Raw genomic sequence first — 22899 nt, 5'->3', positions numbered from 1 at the left:
GATTCAGTTGTGTTTTATTTAAGAGGGTGTTTATTCCGTTACACCTTTTGTACTAACTTTACAACTGATTCTACATGATAAGTCTGCGGAAACATATCGACCGGCTGAATTCCTTCAACTTCATACCCATTCTTCACCAAGTACTTCAAATCCCGGGCTTGCGTTTCCGGATTACAGGACACATATACGATCCTCTTCGGCTGAAGCTTCACGACGCTTGATAAGAACGCTTCGTCACTCCCGCTTCTGGGTGGATCCATAATCACCACATCGGCTTTTTCACCACGCGCTGCCATTTCTACCATAAATTCTCCGGCATCACCCTGGTAAAACCGTGCATTTTGTACTCCGTTACGTTTCGAATTTTGAACAGCGTTTCGGACTGCACCCTTATTCATTTCTACACCAATAACCTTTCCTGCTTTTTGGCTGGCAACCAGGCCAATTGTACCAATTCCACAGTAAGCATCGATCACAGTTTCCTTGCCATTCAATTCAGCCATTTCTATGGCTGTTCCATACAATTTTTCCGTCTGAACCGGATTGATCTGATAAAAGGATTTTGCTGAGATCTCGAACTCCAATCCGCACAAAGTGTCTGTAATCGTTCCCTTGCCGAACAGGATTTGTTCTTGATCTCCAAGAATTATGCTGGTGGATCGTCTATTAACATTTAGCAGCATCGTCGTAATTTCCGGGTGAGCTTTGCGTATTGCTTTTACAAAATTCTTTTTCCCTTTAAACTCAGAGGATGCTGCAACTAACACCACCATGATTTCCCCGCTGACCTTGCCCACTTTAACCAACACGTGCCGTAAGAATCCTCGTCCGGTGTCTTCGTTATACGGCTCCATTTTCGAGTTTTTCAAGTAGTCCTTAATAGTCTGAACGATTTCGTCCGCTTTTGGATCATGAATGAGACACTTATCCATCGGGATGATTTCATGAGTGTTTTGAGCATACAGCCCGCCAATGACCTGACCCTTGTGATTGAGACCGACTGTCGTATGGCTCTTGTTCCGGTAGTCATACGGGTGATCCATCGTCAAAATAGGCTCCGGCTTTCCGAACGGCTTCATCAAAGCATCTATTCTTTCCTGCTTGAAATGCGACTGTGCCTGATTGCTCATATGCTGGAGCTGACATCCCCCGCATTCGTAATAATACAGACAAGGAGGTTCGACCCGTTCCTCTGCTGAAGTGATTACACGCTTTAACTCCGCCTCCACGGTTCGTCCTTTTGGGAACACGTTTACCTCAGCCTTTTCACCAGGCAGCAGAAAAGGCACTTCCAACTGCTTCCCTTGCCATTGAATAACACCTTTGCCTTCCTTGCTCAAGCCTGTGCAAGTTTCCACTAAGGATATGGATTTCTGTCCACGTGGAGGCCCATGGATTTCCTTATGATTTTCTTTTGATTTTTTACGTCGAGATGTGTTCTGTTTCCCACGGTGTTTCTCGGAACTGTTAGTTTTATTTTTGGATTTCATGTGTCCTTGGTTTTTTCTTTTACTCATAGGCACTTCCTGTCTTTGCTTATTTGCCCCTCATTATAAACTACCCAAAGCTGACGGTAAAACGAACGATTATAATAAGCCATGGCTCCATATAGTGAGCTAAACGTCCGACTCTCAAATGTTTAGACAGTTTAGAAATACTCCTTCACCAGTGTGACCAAAGGATACTCGAATGATTCGCTCAACATGAGAAGAGCAAAGCCCCAGTATATAATATAAAGCATAAGTCAAAATCTTCTCCTGAAAATAGATGACGAGCAAATGCTCGCCAATTCTATATTACCTTTATTAAGTCACCGACAAAAAAAGAGAAGGCACTCGTTCATAAATGCATGCTTTAGGAGCAAATACATTTTAGAAAGAGACCTTCTCATAAACAGGGCTATTTAGTTACGGTGCCAGCATCGGCCGAATGTACTCCGTGACGATAGAAATCAGCATCAATTGGATCCAGTGGTTTACGTCCAAGGATAAGATCTGCTGCTTTTTCCGCCAACATCAATACAGGTGCATGGATATTGCCGTTCGTTACGTAAGGCATGGCAGATGCATCAACCACGCGTACATTATCGAGGCCGTGAACCTTCATCGTGTTAGGATCTACGACAGACATCGGATCTGATGCAGGTCCCATCTTAGCTGTACAAGAAGGGTGAAGAGCAGTCTCAGCATCTTCTTTCACCCACTCCAGAATTTCCTCGTCCGTTTGAACGGTAGGACCAGGGGAAATTTCTCCTGCATTGTAAGTTTTCATAGCTGGCTGCGACATAATTTCACGAGTAATTCTGATCGCTTCCACCCACTCGCGTCTGTCCTGTTCAGTGGAAAGATAGTTGTAAACCATGCTCGGATGCTCTTTCGGATCCTTCGAGCGAATCTTTAATGATCCGCGGGCGTCAGAGTACATAGGTCCGATGTGTACCTGGAACCCATGATCAGTTGGAGCTTTTTGACCATCATATCGCACCGCTACAGGAAGGAAGTGGAACATCAAGTTCGGATAGTCAACCTCCTCGTTTGAACGGACGAAACCTCCACCTTCAAAGTGGTTCGTCGCTGCTGGACCTGTACGTCCGAGCATCCACTGCAAACCGATCCAGGGCATACGCGCTTTACTCAAGTTCGGCTGTTCGGAAACAGGAAGCGGACAAGCATGCTGTACATAGACTTCAAGGTGGTCCTGAAGGTTTTCTCCTACACCTGGAAGGTCGACAACCGGTTTAATGCCAAGTGAGCGGAGGTGTTCGGCATCTCCTACACCTGACAATTGAAGCAGCTGCGGCGTGTTAATGGCACCACCGGCAAGGACGACTTCACCTGCTTCAACTTGGTGTGTTTTCCCGTTTCGCTGATAGGTCAGCCCTTTCGCACGAGTACCATCGAAGTCAATACTTGAAACAAATGCACGCGTCTTCACTGTTAGATTCTCGCGGTCCATTACTGGATGCAGATAAGCACGTGAAGCAGACATGCGCTGGCCTTTGTACACATGCTTATCAAACGGTCCAAACCCTTCCTGGCGAAAACCGTTCACATCAGGAGTGCGTGAGTAACCAGCCTCCACCCCTGCATTAAAGAAGGCCTGGAATAAAGGATTTTTAGCTGGGCCGCGTTCCAGCTTAATAGGACCATCATGGCCGCGAAGATCATCATCTGGTGAGGCTAAAGCATTTTCCAGACGTTTGAAATATGGAAGGCAATGAGCCCAATTCCATGTTTCCATACCTTCGTCAGATCCCCAGCGTTCATAGTCCATTGGATTTCCACGTTGATAAATCATACCGTTAATTGAACTGGAACCTCCGAGCACCTTCCCTCGGGCATGCTTGATCCGTCGTCCATTCATATAAGGCTCTGGGTCAGATTCATATTTCCAATCGTAGAGGCTTTTGCCGGCCGGAAACGGCAAAGCCGCCGGCATTTGGATCAACAGATCCCATGAATAATCACTGCGTCCTGCTTCTAAAACAAGAACACTTTTTTTCCCATCTTCACTTAGACGATTGCCGAGTACAGAACCCGCACTACCGCCGCCAATGATTACAATATCGTAAAATTCACTCATATTCTGTTCCTCCTTGATGTTAAATTTGGAAAGAAGGGTTAAAAAGGATTACACATCATCCCTTCTTTATTTATCGAATTCAGTCTATCGTTCGCGATTTTTACTATTTACTTAAACAGAAGCTCATTTTATTAAAAAAGGTAGAGTATCAGCTTAGAACCAATTGAACGTTTCAGGGTTAAGGTTTTGGAAGATATGCTTTGTTTCTGTATATTCTTCAATGCCCAGTCTGCCTAGTTCACGTCCAATACCAGACTGCTTAAATCCACCCCAAGGGGCGTGTGGGAAATACAGGTTGAATTCATTGATCCAAACGGTTCCCATGCGCATCTTCGCCGCACAACGTTCAGCTTTGGCAATATCGTTGGTAAAAACGCCGCCAGCAAGTCCGTAGATAGAATCATTTGCAAGTTTTACAGCTTCTTTTTCTGAACTGAATTTCTCAACCGTAATAACCGGCCCAAACCCTTCCTCTTGAACAACCGTCATGTCGGTTGTGCAATCGGTTAAAATCGTAGGAAGGTAGAAAAAGCCATTTTGCAATTCCGGATCTTCCGGGCGTTTGCCCCCAACAGCTAAAGTCGCGCCTTCTTTAACCCCTGCTTCTACATACTTTTCTACTTTCGCAAGATGTTCAGCTGAAATGAGCGGCCCCATTTGAGTATCCTCATCAAATCCGCTTCCGAGTTTGAATTTTTTCACCCGTTCAACAAGCGCGTTCACAAACTCATCGTGAATGCTTTCTTCAACAATCAGTCTTGTACCAGCTGAACAGATTTGTCCGGCGTGGAAAAATACTCCGTTCAATGCTTGATCAACAGCAATATCAAAATCAGCATCCGCAAAGATTACATTCGGGTTTTTCCCGCCAAGCTCAAGGGCAAGCTTCTTCACATTCGAGCTTGCTGCTTGCATAATTTTCTTACCTGTCACAATGCCGCCTGTAAAAGAAATAAGGTCTACATCCGTGTTACTAGAAAGCTCTGCGCCAACTTTATCGCCTGCGCCAAGAACTAAGTTGGCAACACCAGCAGGCACTCCCGCCTCTTCCATTAGTTCAAATACTTTTATATGAGTAAGCGGTGTGATTTCACTCGGCTTCATAATTAAAGTGTTTCCAGTTGCAAGTGCTGGAGCCAGTTTCCATGACGCTTGCAGTAAAGGATAATTCCAAGGAGTAATTTGCCCGCAAACCCCAACTGGTTCATGAACTACTTTACTAATCGAATTCGGCACTGGAGAATCGATGAGCTCGCCGCCATCTTTATCTGCAATTTCTGCATAATAACGAAACACTCCAGCGATGTCATCCATATCTCCACGGCTCTCTTCGACTGTCTTACCAGTATCCAATGACTCTAAATGAGCAAGTTCTTCTTTATCTCTTTCAATAAATTCAGTAATTTTCCTTACGACAGCCCCTCGCTCAGTTGCCGGGGTAGAAGGCCATTCTCCGTAATCAAATGCTTCTCTTGCTGCAGCGATTGCTTCTTTTGTATCTGATTCGTCCCCTTCTGGAACAACGGCGATAATCTCCTGGTTAAATGGATTAATAATATTACGTGTATTCTCTGAGTTTGCGTCCACCCATTTGCCATTAATATATTGTTTTAGTTTTAGGTTCAGGTCCAATTTGATCAACTCCAATTTTGAAGTAAGTTAAGTTTGTTAAGAATTTATTTAACAATTTTAACACTAACATGTCTTTATAATGCTGTCAAAATAATTTCAAAAAATGCTTCCCCTGCCGTCTTATCTAATGAATGAACAAAAAGAGACGATTTCTCTGTATAGAAAATCGCCTCTCTGGTTTGGCAGCTTTATGATAAATGAAGGGACAAGTCTTCAGATTGTAAGGGATTGTATTAAAGCTTTCAGTTTATTAATAGACGTCCCCAATGGAGGAGAATACTTATAAGCCAGAAAGTCATTTTTATTCTTTTCCCATTTATCCATGTCCCCATTACCTTCTAAAGTTGTTGTTAAATGTTTGACTAGTCTATTGGGATTATTAAAGATATAGTCATTTAGTCGCCCATAATAATTCGTTGAACTTGGGATCAAACTTTTTAACTTCCAAATAAAAACAGGTTTATTCGCTAACAAGGCTTCTAACACAATGGTTGATTCATAGCTTACGACTGCGTCTACATTATGAAGTAAATCGTATAAATCCATGTCCTCTGCAAAACTTATATCAGGGAACGCCTTTTGAAGTAAAACGGTTTTTTCCGATCTTCTTTGTTTGCCGTTTCGTGGTTTGACAATGATATTGACTGTTCCTTGTTTCCTCAGCTGAGCAATTATGGCATGGGGTACTTCTGTTTCTTCATAGTGAATAACCACTAGTACCGTTTTTCTTTTAGGATCTAATTTGAAATGGGAATGAAATGTTTTTTTATCCATTAAATTCTTACTGGAAAGTTCGTCAAACCTGGGGTGCCCTATGTCTTTTAACATGGCTAAGGGTACACCTTTTTTAGCATACCATTCTATATCATACTTCCCATATACAGATAAGTATGTTGCCACCTTAGGAAGGTATCCAAATTCAAGCATTGGAACCCCATGCTGCAAACAGATCGTCGGTATTCCTTTTAAAGCTGCTGCTAAGGCCAGAATTCTTGTATCACTACTGTTTGTAGTACCTAATACTAAGCAGGAAACAGGTGTCACTTCAAAAAAATTTACAGCTGCAGAGATTTGTCTCATAATTTTGGGAATAAGATTAATCAGTCTTTTCCTAAACTTTTCGTCACGATATATCGGATGAAACTTTGCTTTATTTAAACATTTAATTGTTTTTTCCTGCAATGCATCAATCGCTTTCGTCTCAACATTTGAGAATTGTAATAAAGGGGCAGCTGGGATTGAATGAGCATTCTCAGCTGGAGTTGTGTTTTGTAAAAGGATCATAGTTTCCGATGGTGAAAAATTCTCCTGCAGCATGTGGTCAGGGATTCTTAGAGCGGTATCATACAATACTATTTTTCCTTTTCGCTTATTTATTTTCTTCTTATAAGGAGAAAGGCGTTGCTCTAAGTGGGATTGAATACCTTTCTCCTGTTTTATATTTGTGCTTATAAATTTGTTAAAAGATTTGCTGGTCAGTTTATTAATAGCATTTTCATGAATAAGCACATAATAGGGACTTACTATAGGAATCGAAATACCTAAATACGATAATGAGCCAAACTTATCAATAAAATCACAGTATGAGGCCCAGTAATTACGTTCAAAATTATTCATTACTATTTATTACCTCCAGTGAATTCATACTTATCACCACTAAACACCTATTTCCTATTAGACAACCGCTTAATTAAATTTACGAGTCTTTGACCAGAAGGTTTAACAGCTGGATATGCTCGTGCTAAAAATCGCTTTCTTCTCTTATTAACTAGTTTTTTCATATTAGTGTCGCTGAAATATTTATTGATTAATTTAGAGACTTTTACAGGGTCTGTTTGCGTCAATTCACCCAGATAATCGTAGTAACCGGTGTAATTTGGAAAAGGAGTCGATAAGATAAATACTGGTTTTCCAGCTATCATGGCCTCCAGTCCTACAGTGGATAAATAAGTAACCACTAAATCACTGTGATGAATCAAATCATATAATTGGATATCTTTTGATGGGTAAAGATAAGGGTACTTTGTAGTCAACGGGTGCGGAGTCAAGCGTGGATAATCTCTCACCACAATATTATAATCTCTCTTATTACCAAGAGCTTTAATAAATTCGCGCCATTTTTTAATTTGTTGATCGTTCCTGACTATCATTACTATCATTTTCTTACCGGGTTTTAAGCCTAACTGTTTTTCTAACGCCCTTTTTGATACAGCAGGCTTTTTATGAATGGTATCGAATCTAGGGTGGCCGATAACTTCTATAGATTTTTTAGAGATACCTAGTTGCTTAAACCACTCAGCTTCAAAGTCACCATACACCGCCTCTACGTCTGCTATTTGAGGAATATATCCAATCTCATTAGCAATAATTCCATGCTGCATACAGATGGTGGGAATTCCTACTTCTGCTGCTACCATCGCGATTGTTCGGCTTTGATAATAGTGGGTAGAAGAAAAAACAATACAAGAAACCGGGTTTCTGCTAAAATATCTACCAGCTTCCTCTATACGATGAACAATCCCCTCTATCTGCTTATCAAAATATGGCTTAAATTTTTTATGGTTGAACATCGGGTGATTACTGAAGGTGGATATAATTTCTGCTGCTTTTCTCTTTAATATTTGGATATTTGAATTTACCTTCGCCCTATACTGATTTAAATAATGCTTAGGAACCCCTTCTATTGGAATACCTTTCATCACTTTACGTTTTTTGTTTTTCGGCTTGAAATCATACAATGCAATGGTTTCGGATGGTTTAAAGTATTTGTTTATAGTATCTTTTGGAAATCGGAGCAACTTCGCTGCATCATACAAAACAACCTTTTTTTCAGGATGGTTTGATTTTTTAGGTAATTTGCTTTTACTTTTATTTACATGCGTGCGTTTATACGCATTAAAGAGCTCTTGAAAAGACTGTTTATCTTTTACTTCATGAGTTAAAGATTTTATAAAATCTTCTGATGACAGGTTATTGTAAACATTATTATTATTCCTAATAAGGCTACGAAAATGGCACAAGTAGGGAATAGAAAAACCTTTATACTTTAAAACTTTGAAAGTCTCTAAAAACTCATAGTACAAGGACCAGATATTTCGTTCAAATGTATTCATCTTTTTCCTCCCGTCCTTTATCCTTAAAAACCTTATACCTATATATATTCTTTATTACTAGATTTGTTTAGCAAGTCACCTAGTTTTCTACTATTACTTTATTAATCGAGGCCGTCTCAGGTGGAGAATTATTGTGTATACAATACCCATTTAATGTCCCCCACGAATTTAAGAATTAAAAAATGCATGAGAAACAAAAGATTGTCTCCAATTATACCCTCTGGTCCCTTCCAGCCCCCATTCCTACAGCAACCTGGGCCAGGGAAACGACCACCAACATACAAATTGTTAGTAACCATCCGCCTGTAACATCGTATAATACTCCTCCCAGAAAAGGTCCGATTGCTGCAAAGAAATATCCAACAAACTGAGCCATTCCTGACAGATTTGCCGCCTGTTGTGAGGTAGAGGCACGCATGCTAAGCAAGGCTAAAGACAGGCTGATACTCCCTCCTTGACCAAGACCAATCAAAACCACAGCTACTATTAAGAACCATTTTGACGAACTTAGTAATAATAGGATTAATCCACTAACAGCGATTGCACCGATGATAAGAATTATCCCACGTTGGTTTCTAAATTTCCCAGCCATTATGGGTACAGCAAAAGCTGCCGGTAAACTAGCTGCCTGCATAAGTCCTACCATCCATCCCGCATAGGATAAAGAAAGGTTTCCTAATTGATTTAATATTTCCGGCAGCCAAGTAATGGTTACATAGTATCCGATCGATTGTAAGCCCATGAACATGGTTACCTGCCAGGCAAGAGGTGAACGATAGACGCAGCTTCCTTTATTTACAGTCTTCGTTTGCCTATTGAGTCGAGCCTCTTGATGACCAGCGATTAAAAACCAGCAATAAGCAGCTAGGATTACAGGGATAACCCAAATAAACAGAGCCATTTGCCATCCCCAACTTGCTCCTTGAGCTAAAGGAATAGAAATACCTGAACCTAAAGAAGCAGTCAATACCATACTCGTTGTATAGATACTAGTCATCCGTCCAATTTTATACGGAAAGGACTCCTTAATGATTCCAGGCAACATGACATTTAAAATAGCTATTCCTGCCCCAATGAATAGACTGCCGGTCAATAAGAAGGTCACATGGGGGAAATAACGAATCACTATACCGGTAAACAGAACACCCAGACCAATCAGCAGAGTGTACTGCTGCCCGTTCCTCCCCGCTATATTAGGTACCAATGGAGAGATAAAAGCAAAAGTAAGTAAAGAGAGTGTTGTTAAAGAACCGGCTGCCAGTTGGCTTAAACCAATATCTCCTTGAATAAGAGGGATCAGTGGGCCGACTGAAGTAAGAGCGGGTCTAAGGTTTGCTGCAACAATAACAATGCCTGCAAATAATAAAGTTTGTTTATAGTGGATCGGAATTTCACTCAAAGCTTGACGCTTTTTAACATGCTCCATATTAATTCTCTCCTATATAAGTTTTAAGACTTGTAGACTATGTTAAAAAATTTTCAGCTACATATCTTCCTAATCCTTCACTTGCATTCTCATTTTAGGAAAGAATTTCTTTCAAATGGCAGTCGATCAAGGGAGAGATGGTTAACACTAGGCCCTTATCAGAAAGCTGCCTATGTCTTCAAGGAAAAATATTGCTGTAAAATTACTCTCCAGGGTCATTTGATTAAAGGCTGACAACCTCCGAATGGCTTGATCCCTGAATTTTTTGGCTGACAAGTACAGGCAAAAAAACAGGACCACCAGCGGGTCCTGTTTTTACTAAGTTCAGTACTATTTCAGTTTACTCTACCAAACCAAATAGCCTCGGGAGAAACAAACTGATCTCCGGGATAAATGTCACCAATACTAAAGCTATGACTAACGGAACGTAAAAGATTAGCAGCTTTGGAATCACTTTTTCAATACTGACACCGCTGACACTGCTTCCAATGAATAGGACGGTTCCGATTGGCGGCGTGGTGACACCAATGGCAAGGGCCATAGCCATAATTGTCCCAAAATGAACAGGGTCCATCCCCATTTGCATCGCAACTGGAAATAGAATAGGCGTAAAGATTAACAAGGCCGGGGCCACATCCATAAAAGTACCTACAATTAATAGTATAAAGAGCATTATTAATAGAAGCATAGGTACATTATCGGTGATGGAAAGCATCGCTTCTGAGATCGCTTGAGGTATGCCTGCATAGGCGAGTACCCATGACATAGCTGTGGAGGTGCCGATTAACAGTAAGATAATCCCTGAATAAATAACTGTTTCTTTGAGAATCTTCGGAACATCGGGCAGCTTTAACTGGCGGTAGAACAAACTTAGGATACCTGCATACAAAACGGCTACTGCCGCTCCCTCCGTTGCTGTAAAAATTCCGCTGGCAATCCCTCCGATAACAACAACGATTAATAATAAACTTGGGATCGACTGTAATACTACTCTGACTGCTTCCGATCCACTTGTTTTACCTGATACAGGGTAATTCGCACGTTTGGCGAGAATATAAGCTACTACCATTAACAAAATGATCATTAAAATACCTGGCAAATACCCCGCAATAAATAGAGCGCCGATGGATGTTCCTCCACTTAGCAACGAAAAAATGATCGGAATTCCACTAGGGGGGATAATCAGTCCCGTAGGAGCCGAAGCAATATTAACCGCTGCAGAATATGAAGGTGCATAACCTTCTTTAGTTTCCTGTGGATGCATTATACGTCCCATTGTAGCCGATGCGGCAATCGCTGAACCAGAGATCGCCCCAAACAGGGTATTACCGATAATGTTCGTATGGGCTAATGAACCAGCCATGCGCCCGCCAATCAGCTTCGCTAAATTAATCAGTCGCTCTGCAATACCTCCGTTGTTCATAATACTGCCAGCAAGCATAAAAAAGACAAGTGCAAGTAAAACCGTACTATCCACTCCTGTAATCAATTGCTGGGAGATAACTAAAAGAGAAGGTGTCATTGGCAGAACAATTAACACGGCTGCAAAAGCGGCAATAGCAATGCTTACAGAAATGGGTACTCCTATAAAAAGAAATAAGAAAAACAATCCAAATAGCACTATGCCTGTCCAAACGGTTAAATCCATTCGTGTTCTCCTCCTTCATTTGGAAGATCTTGATGCTCTATTCCATTACGTAGAGTCATATTCACAATTTGATAATAAACCACAATTACTCCGCATACAGGCAGAATACCGTAGATCAACCCCATGGGCACACCCATTATAGGAGACAGTTCCGCCATAGTAGCGGCAGCAATTTTGAATCCTCCAATAACTAAAACAAATAAAGCAAATGCTATAACTAAAAAATTAATGAACCACTGCAAACCTTTATGGACTGACCCTTTCAGCTTATCCTTAAGAAAAGTGAGAGCTAAATGCTCATTCTGACCAAAAGCATAAGTAGCTCCAATTAAAGCGATCCATATTAAAGAAAACCTCAGCACTTCCTGAGTCATAATACTTGGATCCTTAAGTACAAAACGTGTGAATACCTGCCAAATAGCTCCTGTAAACAAAAACAATATTAGAAGACTGGCTACAGTTAAGAGAACTAAATCCACCCAACGCTTAAATTTATACAAGACAGAAACCTCCTATTCTTTTAACTCAATGTCTTCAAGAATCCGATCTAATTCAGGATTGCTTTCTCGACGTTCTTCAATCAACGGCTCTACTTTTTTGCGAAATGGGGTTTGATCTAGTTCATGAAACTCTACTCCCATTTCTTCTTTAGCTTGTTCTTTACTTTCTGCAATCATCTCATCCCACCGCTCGTTATGATCTTTCGTGGTTTCCTGCCCCGCTTCTATCAACGCCTGTTGTTCGGGCTCGCTTAACTTGTCCCAAGAATCATCGCTCATAATCAAAAAGTCCGGGATTCTTGTATGCTCATCAATTGAAAATTGTTTAGCAACCTCCCCGTGATTGGCATCGGTTAAAGCAATCGGGCTACTTTCAGCCCCATCAATGATCCCTTGCTGTAAACTCGTATACACTTCTGTTGCTGCCATAGGAGTTGGTGTGGCCCCAAGCTTTTCCATTGTTTCAATCGACGTAACATCGTTCATCACCCGAATCTTAAGTCCTTTTAGATCTTCAGGCGTTTCTATTTTTTTATCTGCCGTGTAAAAACTGCGTGCCCCTGCATCATAATACGTAATTCCTCGCAGTTGAGCTTCTTCAAGCCCTTTATACATATCTCTAACGGTATCAGTGTTCATAAACTCCCGGAAATGGGCACTGTTTTGAAAAACGTAAGGAAGCGTAAATACAGAGAATTTTTCATCAAAATTTGACACTACTCCACCATTTACCTTTGTCATATCAATCACTCCGTTTTGTACCAGCTCCATGACTTTGGTTTCACCCCCCAGGACACCTTCACCATAGATTTTGATTTTTACACTTCCATCCGTTTTTTCCTCTACCTTATCTGCAAATTCCTCCAGACTCTGATAAACAGGACTCGCATCATTGTGAATATGGGCCAGTGTCAGAGTCTGTGTTTCATTAGCGGATACTTCACTACTTGTAGAGGAAACGTTTTCTGCACTGCACGCCCCCAACAGTACTAGAACGATTAAAGCCCACACAGCTGAATTACTTTTTAATAACTGCCTTCTCCCCATCATGTAACCCCTTTCAAATGAATTCATTAATAGTTGCATTGAAACCCTTCTTATTCTTAAAGCTTTACATAGCTTGTCTTCACTAACTATGTTAAGCGCTTTCAATTTTAATGTCTTATTAGAATGAGAAAATTTTTCTCATTTTCAGAAATAAGAGAGACGCTTTGCTCCTTACTTGCGTGCTTTACATTTTAATAAAGCGGAATCGTTCGTTTTTCAATAGTTATAAACAGGCATGAGAATTCATTTCCGACCAATGCCGCTATTTGATTGAGGGATTTACAACAAATAAAAAACCCCTTTCGAGAATAAGGGGCATTTATCACACTAATAGGGATAGGTGTCAGCAGAAATATTAACGTTTTTTCCTGGTTGGGCCCAGGGCGGGTCTATTTCGCTTGGCATTTTTTTCTCTTTGTAACATTTTCTCAGCGTCTCGGATAAACCAGGTACGTATGTAATCGTTGGTTCAATACTTCTCTTTACATATTCTATTGGAAAAGCAGGTACTTCCGGCACTGCTTTATGGATACTTTTAATGGCTATCAAGTGAGAAAAGGAGGCCTCTATTCCACAGGGAATATTTCTTGAACCATCTAATACTGCCTGTATGCAAACCTCCAGCTTATGCATATGTTCAAACTCCGGGTCCCCGTAACTCTTTTCTTTCCCATCCTCCCAGGTAGCTTTTATGTTCCCTCCATTACTGTAGCGAATGATGGCTTTTTCAAATTCCAGCTCAAATTCAGGTCCACTTTCCTGATTAATAGCGTGAGAGGCCAAATATAAAAGTTCAACATCTGCTTCAGTTCTGGCCATTACTGCACAGGTGTCAAATGTTTCGATAGAATTTGCACAATACAGCTCTACGTTTAATGATTGTATTTTAGCACTTTGCTCTTCCTTTTCTCCTAATACATAAAATAAATGGTGAAGAAAGTGAGAAGCTGCATTATTGGCAATGCTATCAAAAATTGGCTCCCCATTGGGGCCACGTAATTTACCCGCCCAGCTTGAACGTTGATAATAATCCTCTCCCCTCGGCCATAGAACAAGTGTCCGAGCACAAATAGGCTGACCAAATAAACCTTCCTGGACATCTTTCTTCAACTTTTGTACCGATCTGCTAAATGACCAGTTGAAGCCCACGGCTAAAAACCGTTTCGTACGATCCCGGACTTTACGCATTTGTTCTGCTTCCTCCAAAGAGCCGGCCATTGGCTTCTCGCAGAGAACGTGGCTTCCATTTTCCATCGCTATAACCGCCTGTTGTGCATGTAAATGAATCGGTGTAGAAATAACGGCCAGGTCTGCCGTTTCTGCTCGATAAAAATCTTCGAGTGACGAATAGACAGGGATATCTTTTTCCATAATTGTTTTAAAGTAACTACTTTGTTCTGGGCGAATATCAACCACGCCTTTTACCCAGGAAAGTCTACCTTGGTCTTGAAGAGCTTCTAGATATTTTTCACCATACCCCGCTATTCCAATTAGGACAATGCTGCATGTGGTTTTCATTCAATCCACTCTCCTCGCCATTAATTGATCGGCTTCTTGCTGGGCTAATAAACAAAGCTCAGCTGCTTTGAACACATGTTCTTGTGGCATAGCAGTATCTGTACCTTCAATAATATCGTGTGCTAAGCGATAAAAATATGGATACCCAACCTTTCCACTTACATTGTATTTTCTTTCCCCTCCGTGGTTGACCAGGTATAAGCGCTCACCTTCTGAATCAGGAATATCAACGTACTTTCGTAGTTCAATGTATCCCTCCGTACCAAGAATAATGGTCCGTCCCTCTCCCCAGTTGCTCAGCCCATCAGGGGTAAACCAATCGACTCGAAAGTAATGGGTAACTCCATTATCTGCTCTTAAGTGGGCGTCCCCGTAACTTTCAAATTCAGGGTACTCAGAGTGATCATGATTTCGAGTCGTACTGCTTAATACTTCAGCGTCCTCAGCTCCTGCAAACCATAGAAACTGCTCGATTTGATGGCTTCCGATGTCACATATAATACCGCCATACGTGTCTTTCCAGAAAAACCATTCAGGACGATTATTAATTTTCAACCGGTGTGGACCTAATCCCATGACTTGAACCACCTCTCCAATTGCTCCCTTTTGGATTAATTGTTCCGCAAAACCGGCACATTCTACTTGAAGTCTCTCACTGTAAAATACAGCCCAGCGAAGACCTGTTTGTTTAACTTTGTGTTCAGCTGCTCTTAATTGATCAATCGTTGTAAAAGGGGCTTTAGCTGAAAAAAAATGTTTTCCAGCATCAAGCACTTGTAACCCTGTATCGCACCGTTCGGAAGGAATCGCTGCACAAGCAACCATATGGACGGTTTCATCTTCTAAAATTTGCTGAAAAGAGGTAGCTCGTTTTGCCTCTGGAAAGACATTTTGAAAATCTCTTATCTTCTCGGGGTCTTTGTCCCATACCCAGCGAATCAGAGCCCCCGCCTCCTTCATCCCCTGGCACATACTGTAAATATGGCCGTGTTCTAAACAAGAAACTGCAATATAAACCTCCCCTTCTTTTACGGGGACTTCCTGGTGATGTTCCGGTTCAAAATTTGTATGCTGCGTAGATTTAACGAAACTCATGACGATGGACTCCCTCCTTCTCCTTTAATTCACTCACTCTTTATAATGAAAGAGAACGGAGCAAATGACGCCCCGTTCTAAGACAATTTACACGTGTTCAACAAAACTCTTTTTCATCCATTGCAATGTCTCGTCCCCAGGCATGTCCCATATGTCTTGATTAATAATTTCCACTTCAATCGGACCGTGATACCCGTTTTCTTCTACAGCCTGTCGAATACGGGGAATATCAATTACTCCCTCTCCCATCATCGAGCGGCCTTTAAAGATATCAGGGAGCGGCACCTTCCAGTCAGACACATGAAATCCTAATATTGCCCCGTTTGCACGTTCAATTTCTTCATATAAAAACGAGTCCCACCATACGTGAAAAACATCGACGATGACCCCAACCTGAGAGGAGCCCAACGACTTTTGCATCACATTGGCTTCTCCAAGTGTCGTAATGACTGACCTGTCAGCCGCATACATAGGGTGTAACGGTTCAATACCCAGTTTCACACTGTGCTGCTTAGCAAAAGGAATAATAGACTCAATTCCAGCTTGGACCCATTTACGGCTTTCAGATAAATTTTTATTGGGAGCTGGACCACATACTAAAACAAGTACATCCGTGCCTAATTCAGCAGCTTCCTCGATCGCTTTTTTATTATCATCAATCCGTTTCCTGCGCTCTAATTCTGTTGGAGCTGGAAACATTCCACCGCGGCAGAGACTTGAAACGCTAAGGCCTGCAGACTGGATCATTCTTTTACTTTCCTTTAAACCAGCTTCAGCAAGTTTATGACGCCATACAGATATCGTTGGAATTTCGTTGCGAACACAGCCATCAATGGATTCTTTTAATGACCAGTTTTCGGTTGTTATTTGATTCAAGCTTAACCGGTTAAGATCTACCTTCTCGCTCATTTAATCACCTCGCTCTGATGAACCCCGGCTAATTGAAGAACTGGTTTCATCTTTTCGACTGCCCGTGCAGGGTCTTTCAAAACTTGAGCCTGATCTGCAAGCTCAAAAAGCTTTGCGAAGTGTAAAATCGAACGGGCGCTTTCTGCACCAGCTATCATTCGAAAATGGGGCTGATGACCATTTAAATAAGCTAAAAACACAACACCCGTTTTGTAGGCGTACGTAGGCTTTTGAAAGATGTGGCGGGCGAGCGGAACCGTGCGATCAAGTTTGTCTCTGAATTTTTGAATGTCACCATGATCCAAGTCCTGCATAGCAGAGGCTGCAGCCGGTGCGATCGGATCAAAAATGCCTAACAAGGCATGACTATACCCTTGCTCATCTCCTTCGATTAAAGATGGGTAATTGAAGTCGTCCCCCGTGTACATCTTTACACTTTGCGGGAGGCGTCTTCGCATTTTTATTTCCTTTTGATCGTCTAATAATGAGATTTTAATTCCTTCAATTTTATCTGCATGTCTTTCAATAATACGAAGTAAAACCTCCATCGCTTCGTCTATATCCTCATTTCCCCAATAGCCTGATAGATTAGGATCGAACATTTCGCCTAACCAATGGAGAATTACAGGCTGAGAAACTTGATCTAAAATTCTGCCGTATACGTATTCATAATCTTCTGCTGACCGGGCGCAGGAAGCCAATGCCCGGCTAGCCATTAATATGACTTTACTTCCGGCTGCCTCTATGTAGGACACTTGTTCCTCATAAGCATTAACAACTTCCTCTATCGTCATTTGTGGATCCGGAGTCAGATGGTCTGTCCCAGCACCGCTGGCAATATTTCCCCCGACGCTTTTTGCTTCTTGCACTGAACGGGTAATGAGCTCCTTAGCATGAGACCATTGTAACCCCATCCCCCGCTGCGCTGTATCCATGGCTTCAGCTACCGACATGCCTAGTGACCAAAGATAATGACGATATTTCATTGTTTGTTCCCAATCAATGGCTGGTTCTTTAACAGGATCGCTGCTGCCAAATGGATTTGTCACTACATGAGCTGCAGAATAGGCTACTCTTGACTTGAAAGTACTTTTAGAAGGTTGGGGCAATGCCTCTGTTTGAGTTAGTTGATAGTGATAAGTCGTTCCATCTTGTTTGGGTAGATAAATAGAATGATTCATATCCATAGTCTCCTTTACACTTCCAAGCTCGGCACTTCAAGCCAGCAGCGTTTTTCAGAAGATTTCAATCCAAGCTCAGCTAACTGCATCCCCTTAGCTCCTTCTAGTAAATCCCACGGAAAATTCTCCCCTTGGTCGATGTGCTTTAAGAACATTTCCCATTGAATTTTAAAAGCATTTTCAAATACTTGATTATCAGGGACTTTCTCCCACTGGTCTTCAAAATCAATTGTATTTTCTAAGTCAGGATTCCAAACAGGTTTAGGTGTGTTGACCTTATGCTGAGTCTTGCAGTCTCTAAGTCCAGCGACGGCACTTCCTTCTGTCCCATCTACCTGAATGGTTAATAGATCATCACGATTAACACGAACAGTCCAGGAAGAATTCACACTGGCGATTACTCCATTTTCTAGTTCAAGAATTGCATAAGCTGCATCATCGGCTGTCGCCTTATAGGTCTGTCCTTCTTCATCTACACGTTCTGGAATATGAGTAGCCGCTACGGCCGATAACGCTTGTACAGAACCAAAAAGATAATCTAAAACATACCGCCAGTGAGGGAACATATCTACAATAATCCCCCCTCCTTCTTCTTTCTTGTAATTCCAAGAAGGACGCTGGCCCTCTTGCCAATCTCCCTCAAATACCCAATAACCAAACTCCATCCGTACCGACAAAATATCTCCAAAGAAACCGGCATCCAATAATCTTTTCAACTTCATAACGCCCGGCAAAAATAATTTATCTTGTACCACACCATTTTTCACTCCAGCTTCCTTAGCTAGCTTCGCAAGTTCAAGAGCGCCTTCTAAAGATGTCGAAGTTGGTTTTTCACAATAAATATGTTTGCCTGCCTCAATAGCCTGTTTAATTGCTTTTTCTCGTCTTGAGGTGGTTTGAGAATCAAAGTAAATCACATTGTTCCCATCGGATAAAGCTTCTGATAGATTCGTAGTCCAGCGTTCAATAGAATATTTCTCCGAAAGTGACTTTAATTTATCTTCATTACGTCCTACAAGGATAGGGTCCGGCATGAGAAATTCTCCATTTCCAAGGTCAACCCCTCCCTGTTCTCGAATAGCAACTATAGATCGAATTAAGTGCTGCCTGGTCCCCATACGTCCAGTCACACCATTCATAATTATTCCAATCGTACGTGTACCCATTTGATCCCTCCTCTATTGATTACCAACAGTGTAAACGCTGTCAACAAGCGCTGTCTTATTAAAAGAGGAACCATATTCTCAGTTTCGGAAATCAATAATGTACCCTCACCCTCTTTGGGTTTTTCGATACATGTTAGGTGGGACGCCGATATGTTTCTTAAATAAACGATAAAAAGTAGAAAGGGATTCAAAGCCAACTTCAAAGCAAATCGACACAATATCCTTCTCAGTTTCAACTAGCAGCTGTTTGACTAAACCCAAACGCACTTCCGTTAAATACTGCATTGGGGTGATATCGTTATACTCTTTGAAGATACTTTGCATATACCTCTTGCTCATCCCCATGCGGTTGGCAATATCTTCTGCATTTTTGATATCAAAATAACGTGTGTCAATATAATGCCGCAGCCGTTCTACTCGGAGAGTATTGGTATCTGCCTGCGGTGTTTCTTGATAGGAACGGGCAATTGTAAAAAGTAGTTCTGTCATATACACTTTTAATGCCATTTCCCAGAAACGGTCGCCATGTGATTGTTCATATAACATTTTCCGAAGAAGCTGACGAAGTTCACTGCTGTCAAATGTACTTAATTTCTGTACACGTGCTTTTTGGAAAACGGTCGGTATCAATTGCCGCTGGACATCATCACTTAATACTCCGGTATCAAATTCAAGCACTAAAATAGTCATTTTCGACTTAGCCATAATCGAGTGCTCAGTTAAAGGTGGAATAATAATATAATTATCCCTCGCTATTTCGTGCTGCTGCTCACTGAGTATACATGTCCCTTCTCCTTCCAAGGTGTATAAAATCTGATGGGTATGATGAAAGTGAGAATTCACCATATCTTTTTCGTTATGTTGGCTTTCATATAACGAGATAATAGCTGACCGATTGTTTTCTTTTTGTCCACTCATATTCTCTCTCCCAACGATTAGAATTATGATTACTTTGCTTTTATATACAAATTTAATAAAAGATACCACCTCTTAAAAGAGGGGTATCTTTCTGTGTTGATTATTTCTGTCTTAGCAATCTCATACTGTTAAGAATGACCAACAGAGCAGCACCCGTGTCACTTAACACAGCCATCCATAAGGTTAAAAATCCTGGGAAAATCAAAATCAACGCTGCCAGTTTCGTAAGCAGAGAAAACCAGACATTCTGTTTAATAACGTTTAAGGCTCTTCGGCTCAAACGGATCGTATGCGGAAGTTTTTCCAAATTATCCGCCATGAGTACAATATCGGCGGTTTCCATGGCTGTATCCGTTCCCGCACCACCCATGGCGATTCCAAGATCCGCTGTCGCAAGAGCCGGGGCATCATTAATTCCATCCCCTACCATAGCCACACGCTTACCTTCATCCTGTAATTTCTTCACAGCAGTCACTTTGTCTTCAGGTAACAATTCAGCAAAGTAGCGGTCGACACCTGTTTCATTTGCAATTTTTTTCGCTGTTCCTTCATTATCCCCCGTCAACATGACCATTTCATCCATTCCAACTTGCTTGAGCTTTTGAATGGATTGGACCGTGATGTCACGGATGGTATCCGCAACAGCTATAAGACCTAGAACCTCGGTTCGAGTACCTATCACTACAAGCGTGTTTCCGTTTTTTTGTAATGAATCAATACGTTCTTCAACTTCATGAAGAGGAACTTCCATGTCTTTAAACAATTTAGGATTTCCTGCAAAATAGGTCGTACCGTTAATTGTAGCCTGGGCTCCTTTACCCGCTATGGCTTTGAAGTCTTCACCTTTCCTGGCACCGATGTTTCGCTCGACAGCATAAGTGGTGATGGCTTGAGCGATCGGGTGAGTTGAATGTTCTTCAATGGTTCGGGTAATTCCAATTAACTCATCTCTATTGTTTTGAAGAGAAATGACTTCGGCAACTTTTGGTTTACCTTCTGTAAGCGTCCCTGTCTTATCAAAAGCAATCGCCTGAATGGCCCCAGCCTTCTCTAAGAAAGTTCCTCCTTTGATGAGGACTCCATTTTTAGCTGCATTTCCAATCGCAGACACAATCGCCACTGGTGTAGAAATAACCAATGCACAAGGGCAGGCAACCACTAATAATGCAAGACCTTTATAGAGCCACTCTCCCCATGATCCGAATCCAAACACTGGAGGTACGACCATGACAAGAAGAGCAAGAATAAAAACAATAGGGGTGTAGACACTTGCAAAGCGATCCACAAATGCCTGGGTCGGGGCTCTTTTCCCTTGAGCCTCTTCGACAAGATGAATGATTTTTGCAATCGTTGTATCTTCCACTAACTTCGTAACCTTAACTTCTAAAGATCCACTTTCATTGACCGTACCTGCATAAACCGTATCTCCCTGCTGTTTATCTACGGGCAAGGATTCTCCGGTGATGGGAGCCTGGTTAATGCTTGATGCACCAGCTAAAACCTCTCCATCAAGCGGCATTTTCTCTCCGGGTTTGATAACAATAATATCATTAATTTCGACTTCTTCGACTGGTTTCCGGATAAGTTGATCCCCCGATTTAACGGTAGCTTCGGAAGGAGTCAGGTTCATTAAATTTCGTATCGAGTCTCTGGTACGCTCAATCGACCTGTTTTGTAAGGTGTTCCCTAAGGCGAAAAGCCATACAACCATCGCTCCTTCAAACCATTCTCCAATGAGAGCTGCTCCAATAGCTGCCGAGGCCATAAGCACATTCATGTCTAAGGAACCGCTTTTAATGGCATAAAAGGCGCTCTTCGCTGGTTTAAATCCACCGATAAGAATCGATGCTGCATATAAGGCCGTAATTAACTCAGGGGTTACGTTCGTAAAAGAACCCATGAAACCAAGAGCCAGAAATATCCCGGATATGGTGGTGGTTGAGATTCCTTTATTCTTTTTATCAGAGGTTTCTTCTTTCTGGTTATTTATTGAGTCTAAGGAAGCGTCAAAACCAGCTCTTTGAACCTCTTTTATAATTTCGTTTTGATTCGTCGTATGATCCACTTGCATTTTTCCTGTAGAAAAATTCACCTGAACCTCTTGTACATTCGGATTTTTACTTAAATGCTTTTCAATCGTCATCGCACAGGAGCCACAATCCATGCCTTCGATTTTATACGTCTGCATGTTTTTGCCTAAAGGCTCTGCTTCAAAGCCTAATTTGCGAACCTGTTTAGGAATTTCATCATATACAGATCGCTCATCGGCACCCACAGCCATTTTCCCGGTACCATAATTAACGTGCACCGACTGAATGCCTTTAGTCTTTTGAAGGCCTTTTTCAATGGTTGCGGCACAGGAAGGACAGTCCATTCCATTAATTTTGTATTCCATGTTTTTTTGCCCTTCTGGCTGACGCTTCACTGGATCCACTTGTTCGTTTTTACTTTCTCCCGTACTACAACAAGATGAAATGGTTTCTTCTTCTTTCGTATTTGTATCATTACCGCAGCACCTTGAAGTGGATGAAGCTTCTTTCGCGCTCGTATCACTTTCACAGCATGTTGAAGTGACAGTTGCTTCTTTCGTCCCTTCTTCAGAGCAGCAGGAATTACCTTGTGCGGCTTCCTGCTCCGCATGACTTGAACAACAACTTGATTGTACTTCTTTTTCTATGCGACTCATCGGTGTCCCTCCTATCTATTCCCATCAACCCTCTTTTGAGTGTAGTAAAGCAATCGATACTAACTGATGAACATGATCATCAGCCAAAGAATAAAATACAAGTTTTCCTTCTTTGCGGTATTTGGCTAACTTCATGTTACGCAATAACCTTAAATGATGAGAAGCTGTGGCAGTTGTTGAACCGATAATATTGGCCACATCACAGACACAAAGTTCTTTCTCAAGCGTTAAGGCATATGCAATTTTCATCCGTGTTGCATCCGATAAAGCTTTAAAAATCAATTCCACGCCTTCCACTTTCTCAATTTCCGGCTGCACTCGATTAACGATTTCTTCGTCGTAACAAAATGTATCACAGGTATCAGGTGAAGTTTTCTTCAAAGTTTCGCTCATAATCACACCTCATTCAAATATTAATTTGATTATTTGTTTATAGTGTATGCTTCTGTTACAAGTATGTCAATTTTTTATTCAAACA

17 protein-coding genes are annotated in these 22899 nt (G+C 41.5%); all 17 read right to left on the bottom strand.

The features are described from left to right. Positions 1-38 precede the first annotated feature (38 nt). On the bottom strand, positions 39-1517 hold the full coding sequence (rlmD, locus tag C1A12_RS15610; RefSeq protein WP_101845276.1) for a 23S rRNA (uracil(1939)-C(5))-methyltransferase RlmD: 1479 nt from the start codon (positions 1515-1517) through the stop codon (positions 39-41). A gap of 382 nt (positions 1518-1899) precedes the next feature. Next, positions 1900-3582 carry a choline dehydrogenase gene (gene betA, locus C1A12_RS15605; RefSeq protein WP_101845274.1) on the bottom strand — a complete coding sequence of 561 codons (1683 nt, stop codon included), beginning with the start codon at positions 3580-3582 and terminating at the stop codon, positions 1900-1902. A 153-nt stretch (positions 3583-3735) separates the two neighbouring features. Beyond that, positions 3736-5208, bottom strand: a complete 1473-nt coding sequence (betB, locus tag C1A12_RS15600; protein WP_101846478.1) for a betaine-aldehyde dehydrogenase — start codon at positions 5206-5208, stop codon at positions 3736-3738. Positions 5209-5427: 219 nt separating this feature from the next. After that, complete coding sequence (locus C1A12_RS15595) at positions 5428-6831, bottom strand: hypothetical protein (RefSeq protein WP_101845272.1); 1404 nt, start codon at positions 6829-6831, stop codon at positions 5428-5430. A gap of 47 nt (positions 6832-6878) precedes the next feature. Further along, entirely contained in the window at positions 6879-8327 is a 1449-nt protein-coding gene (locus tag C1A12_RS15590; RefSeq protein WP_101845270.1) for a CDP-glycerol glycerophosphotransferase family protein, read from the bottom strand. Between the two features lie 211 nt (positions 8328-8538). Beyond that, the gene (locus tag C1A12_RS15585; RefSeq protein ID WP_101845268.1) at positions 8539-9753 is read right to left on the bottom strand and encodes an MFS transporter; all 1215 of its coding nucleotides are present in this window, start codon (positions 9751-9753) and stop codon (positions 8539-8541) included. A gap of 340 nt (positions 9754-10093) precedes the next feature. Next, positions 10094-11401, bottom strand: coding sequence for a TRAP transporter large permease (locus C1A12_RS15580; protein WP_101845266.1), 1308 nt, complete (start codon positions 11399-11401; stop codon positions 10094-10096). After that, positions 11392-11901, bottom strand: a complete 510-nt coding sequence (locus C1A12_RS15575) for a TRAP transporter small permease (RefSeq protein WP_101845264.1) — start codon at positions 11899-11901, stop codon at positions 11392-11394. Before C1A12_RS15575 ends, C1A12_RS15580 begins: the two co-directional genes overlap by 10 nt. Positions 11902-11913: 12 nt before the next feature. Next, positions 11914-12987 carry a TRAP transporter substrate-binding protein gene (locus C1A12_RS15570; protein ID WP_235001630.1) on the bottom strand — a complete coding sequence of 358 codons (1074 nt, stop codon included), beginning with the start codon at positions 12985-12987 and terminating at the stop codon, positions 11914-11916. 288 nt (positions 12988-13275) lie between these two features. After that, on the bottom strand, positions 13276-14466 hold the full coding sequence (locus tag C1A12_RS15565) for a Gfo/Idh/MocA family protein (protein ID WP_101845260.1): 1191 nt from the start codon (positions 14464-14466) through the stop codon (positions 13276-13278). Next, the gene (locus tag C1A12_RS15560) at positions 14467-15561 is read right to left on the bottom strand and encodes a Gfo/Idh/MocA family protein (RefSeq protein WP_101845258.1); all 1095 of its coding nucleotides are present in this window, start codon (positions 15559-15561) and stop codon (positions 14467-14469) included. Positions 15562-15648: 87 nt separating this feature from the next. Further along, positions 15649-16470, bottom strand: a complete 822-nt coding sequence (locus C1A12_RS15555; RefSeq protein ID WP_101845256.1) for a sugar phosphate isomerase/epimerase — start codon at positions 16468-16470, stop codon at positions 15649-15651. Next, positions 16467-17651: a dihydrodipicolinate synthase family protein gene (locus tag C1A12_RS15550; protein ID WP_101845255.1), complete on the bottom strand. Its 1185-nt coding sequence runs from the start codon at positions 17649-17651 to the stop codon at positions 16467-16469. Before C1A12_RS15550 ends, C1A12_RS15555 begins: the two co-directional genes overlap by 4 nt. Before the next feature lie 14 nt (positions 17652-17665). Continuing rightward, entirely contained in the window at positions 17666-18817 is a 1152-nt protein-coding gene (locus tag C1A12_RS15545) for a Gfo/Idh/MocA family protein (RefSeq protein ID WP_101845253.1), read from the bottom strand. A 105-nt stretch (positions 18818-18922) separates the two neighbouring features. Next, entirely contained in the window at positions 18923-19735 is an 813-nt protein-coding gene (locus C1A12_RS15540) for an AraC family transcriptional regulator (protein WP_101845251.1), read from the bottom strand. Between the two features lie 100 nt (positions 19736-19835). Beyond that, on the bottom strand, positions 19836-22421 hold the full coding sequence (locus tag C1A12_RS15535) for a heavy metal translocating P-type ATPase (RefSeq protein ID WP_101845249.1): 2586 nt from the start codon (positions 22419-22421) through the stop codon (positions 19836-19838). 24 nt (positions 22422-22445) lie between these two features. Further along, complete coding sequence (locus tag C1A12_RS15530) at positions 22446-22814, bottom strand: metalloregulator ArsR/SmtB family transcription factor (RefSeq protein WP_101845247.1); 369 nt, start codon at positions 22812-22814, stop codon at positions 22446-22448. Positions 22815-22899 lie beyond the last annotated feature (85 nt).

This window comes from Halobacillus sp. Marseille-P3879 (genome assembly GCF_900240285.1).
Lineage (GTDB): Bacteria > Bacillota > Bacilli > Bacillales > Halobacillaceae > Halobacillus_A.
This window is presented reverse-complemented; position numbering and strand designations above follow the sequence as displayed.

What these genes read in the sequence shown, in the direction of transcription:
- rlmD (WP_101845276.1), bottom strand. Translation starts at nt 1,517, where the DNA reads ATGAGTAAAAGAAAAAACCAAGGACACATGAAATCCAAAAATAAAACT.
- betA (WP_101845274.1), bottom strand. Translation starts at nt 3,582, where the DNA reads ATGAGTGAATTTTACGATATTGTAATCATTGGCGGCGGTAGTGCGGGT.
- C1A12_RS15595 (WP_101845272.1), bottom strand. Translation starts at nt 6,831, where the DNA reads ATGAATAATTTTGAACGTAATTACTGGGCCTCATACTGTGATTTTATT.
- C1A12_RS15590 (WP_101845270.1), bottom strand. Translation starts at nt 8,327, where the DNA reads ATGAATACATTTGAACGAAATATCTGGTCCTTGTACTATGAGTTTTTA.
- C1A12_RS15585 (WP_101845268.1), bottom strand. Translation starts at nt 9,753, where the DNA reads ATGGAGCATGTTAAAAAGCGTCAAGCTTTGAGTGAAATTCCGATCCAC.
- C1A12_RS15580 (WP_101845266.1), bottom strand. Translation starts at nt 11,401, where the DNA reads ATGGATTTAACCGTTTGGACAGGCATAGTGCTATTTGGATTGTTTTTC.
- C1A12_RS15570 (WP_235001630.1), bottom strand. Translation starts at nt 12,987, where the DNA reads ATGCAACTATTAATGAATTCATTTGAAAGGGGTTACATGATGGGGAGA.
- C1A12_RS15565 (WP_101845260.1), bottom strand. Translation starts at nt 14,466, where the DNA reads ATGAAAACCACATGCAGCATTGTCCTAATTGGAATAGCGGGGTATGGT.
- C1A12_RS15560 (WP_101845258.1), bottom strand. Translation starts at nt 15,561, where the DNA reads ATGAGTTTCGTTAAATCTACGCAGCATACAAATTTTGAACCGGAACAT.
- C1A12_RS15555 (WP_101845256.1), bottom strand. Translation starts at nt 16,470, where the DNA reads ATGAGCGAGAAGGTAGATCTTAACCGGTTAAGCTTGAATCAAATAACA.
- C1A12_RS15550 (WP_101845255.1), bottom strand. Translation starts at nt 17,651, where the DNA reads ATGAATCATTCTATTTATCTACCCAAACAAGATGGAACGACTTATCAC.
- C1A12_RS15545 (WP_101845253.1), bottom strand. Translation starts at nt 18,817, where the DNA reads ATGGGTACACGTACGATTGGAATAATTATGAATGGTGTGACTGGACGT.
- C1A12_RS15540 (WP_101845251.1), bottom strand. Translation starts at nt 19,735, where the DNA reads ATGAGTGGACAAAAAGAAAACAATCGGTCAGCTATTATCTCGTTATAT.
- C1A12_RS15535 (WP_101845249.1), bottom strand. Translation starts at nt 22,421, where the DNA reads ATGAGTCGCATAGAAAAAGAAGTACAATCAAGTTGTTGTTCAAGTCAT.
- C1A12_RS15530 (WP_101845247.1), bottom strand. Translation starts at nt 22,814, where the DNA reads ATGAGCGAAACTTTGAAGAAAACTTCACCTGATACCTGTGATACATTT.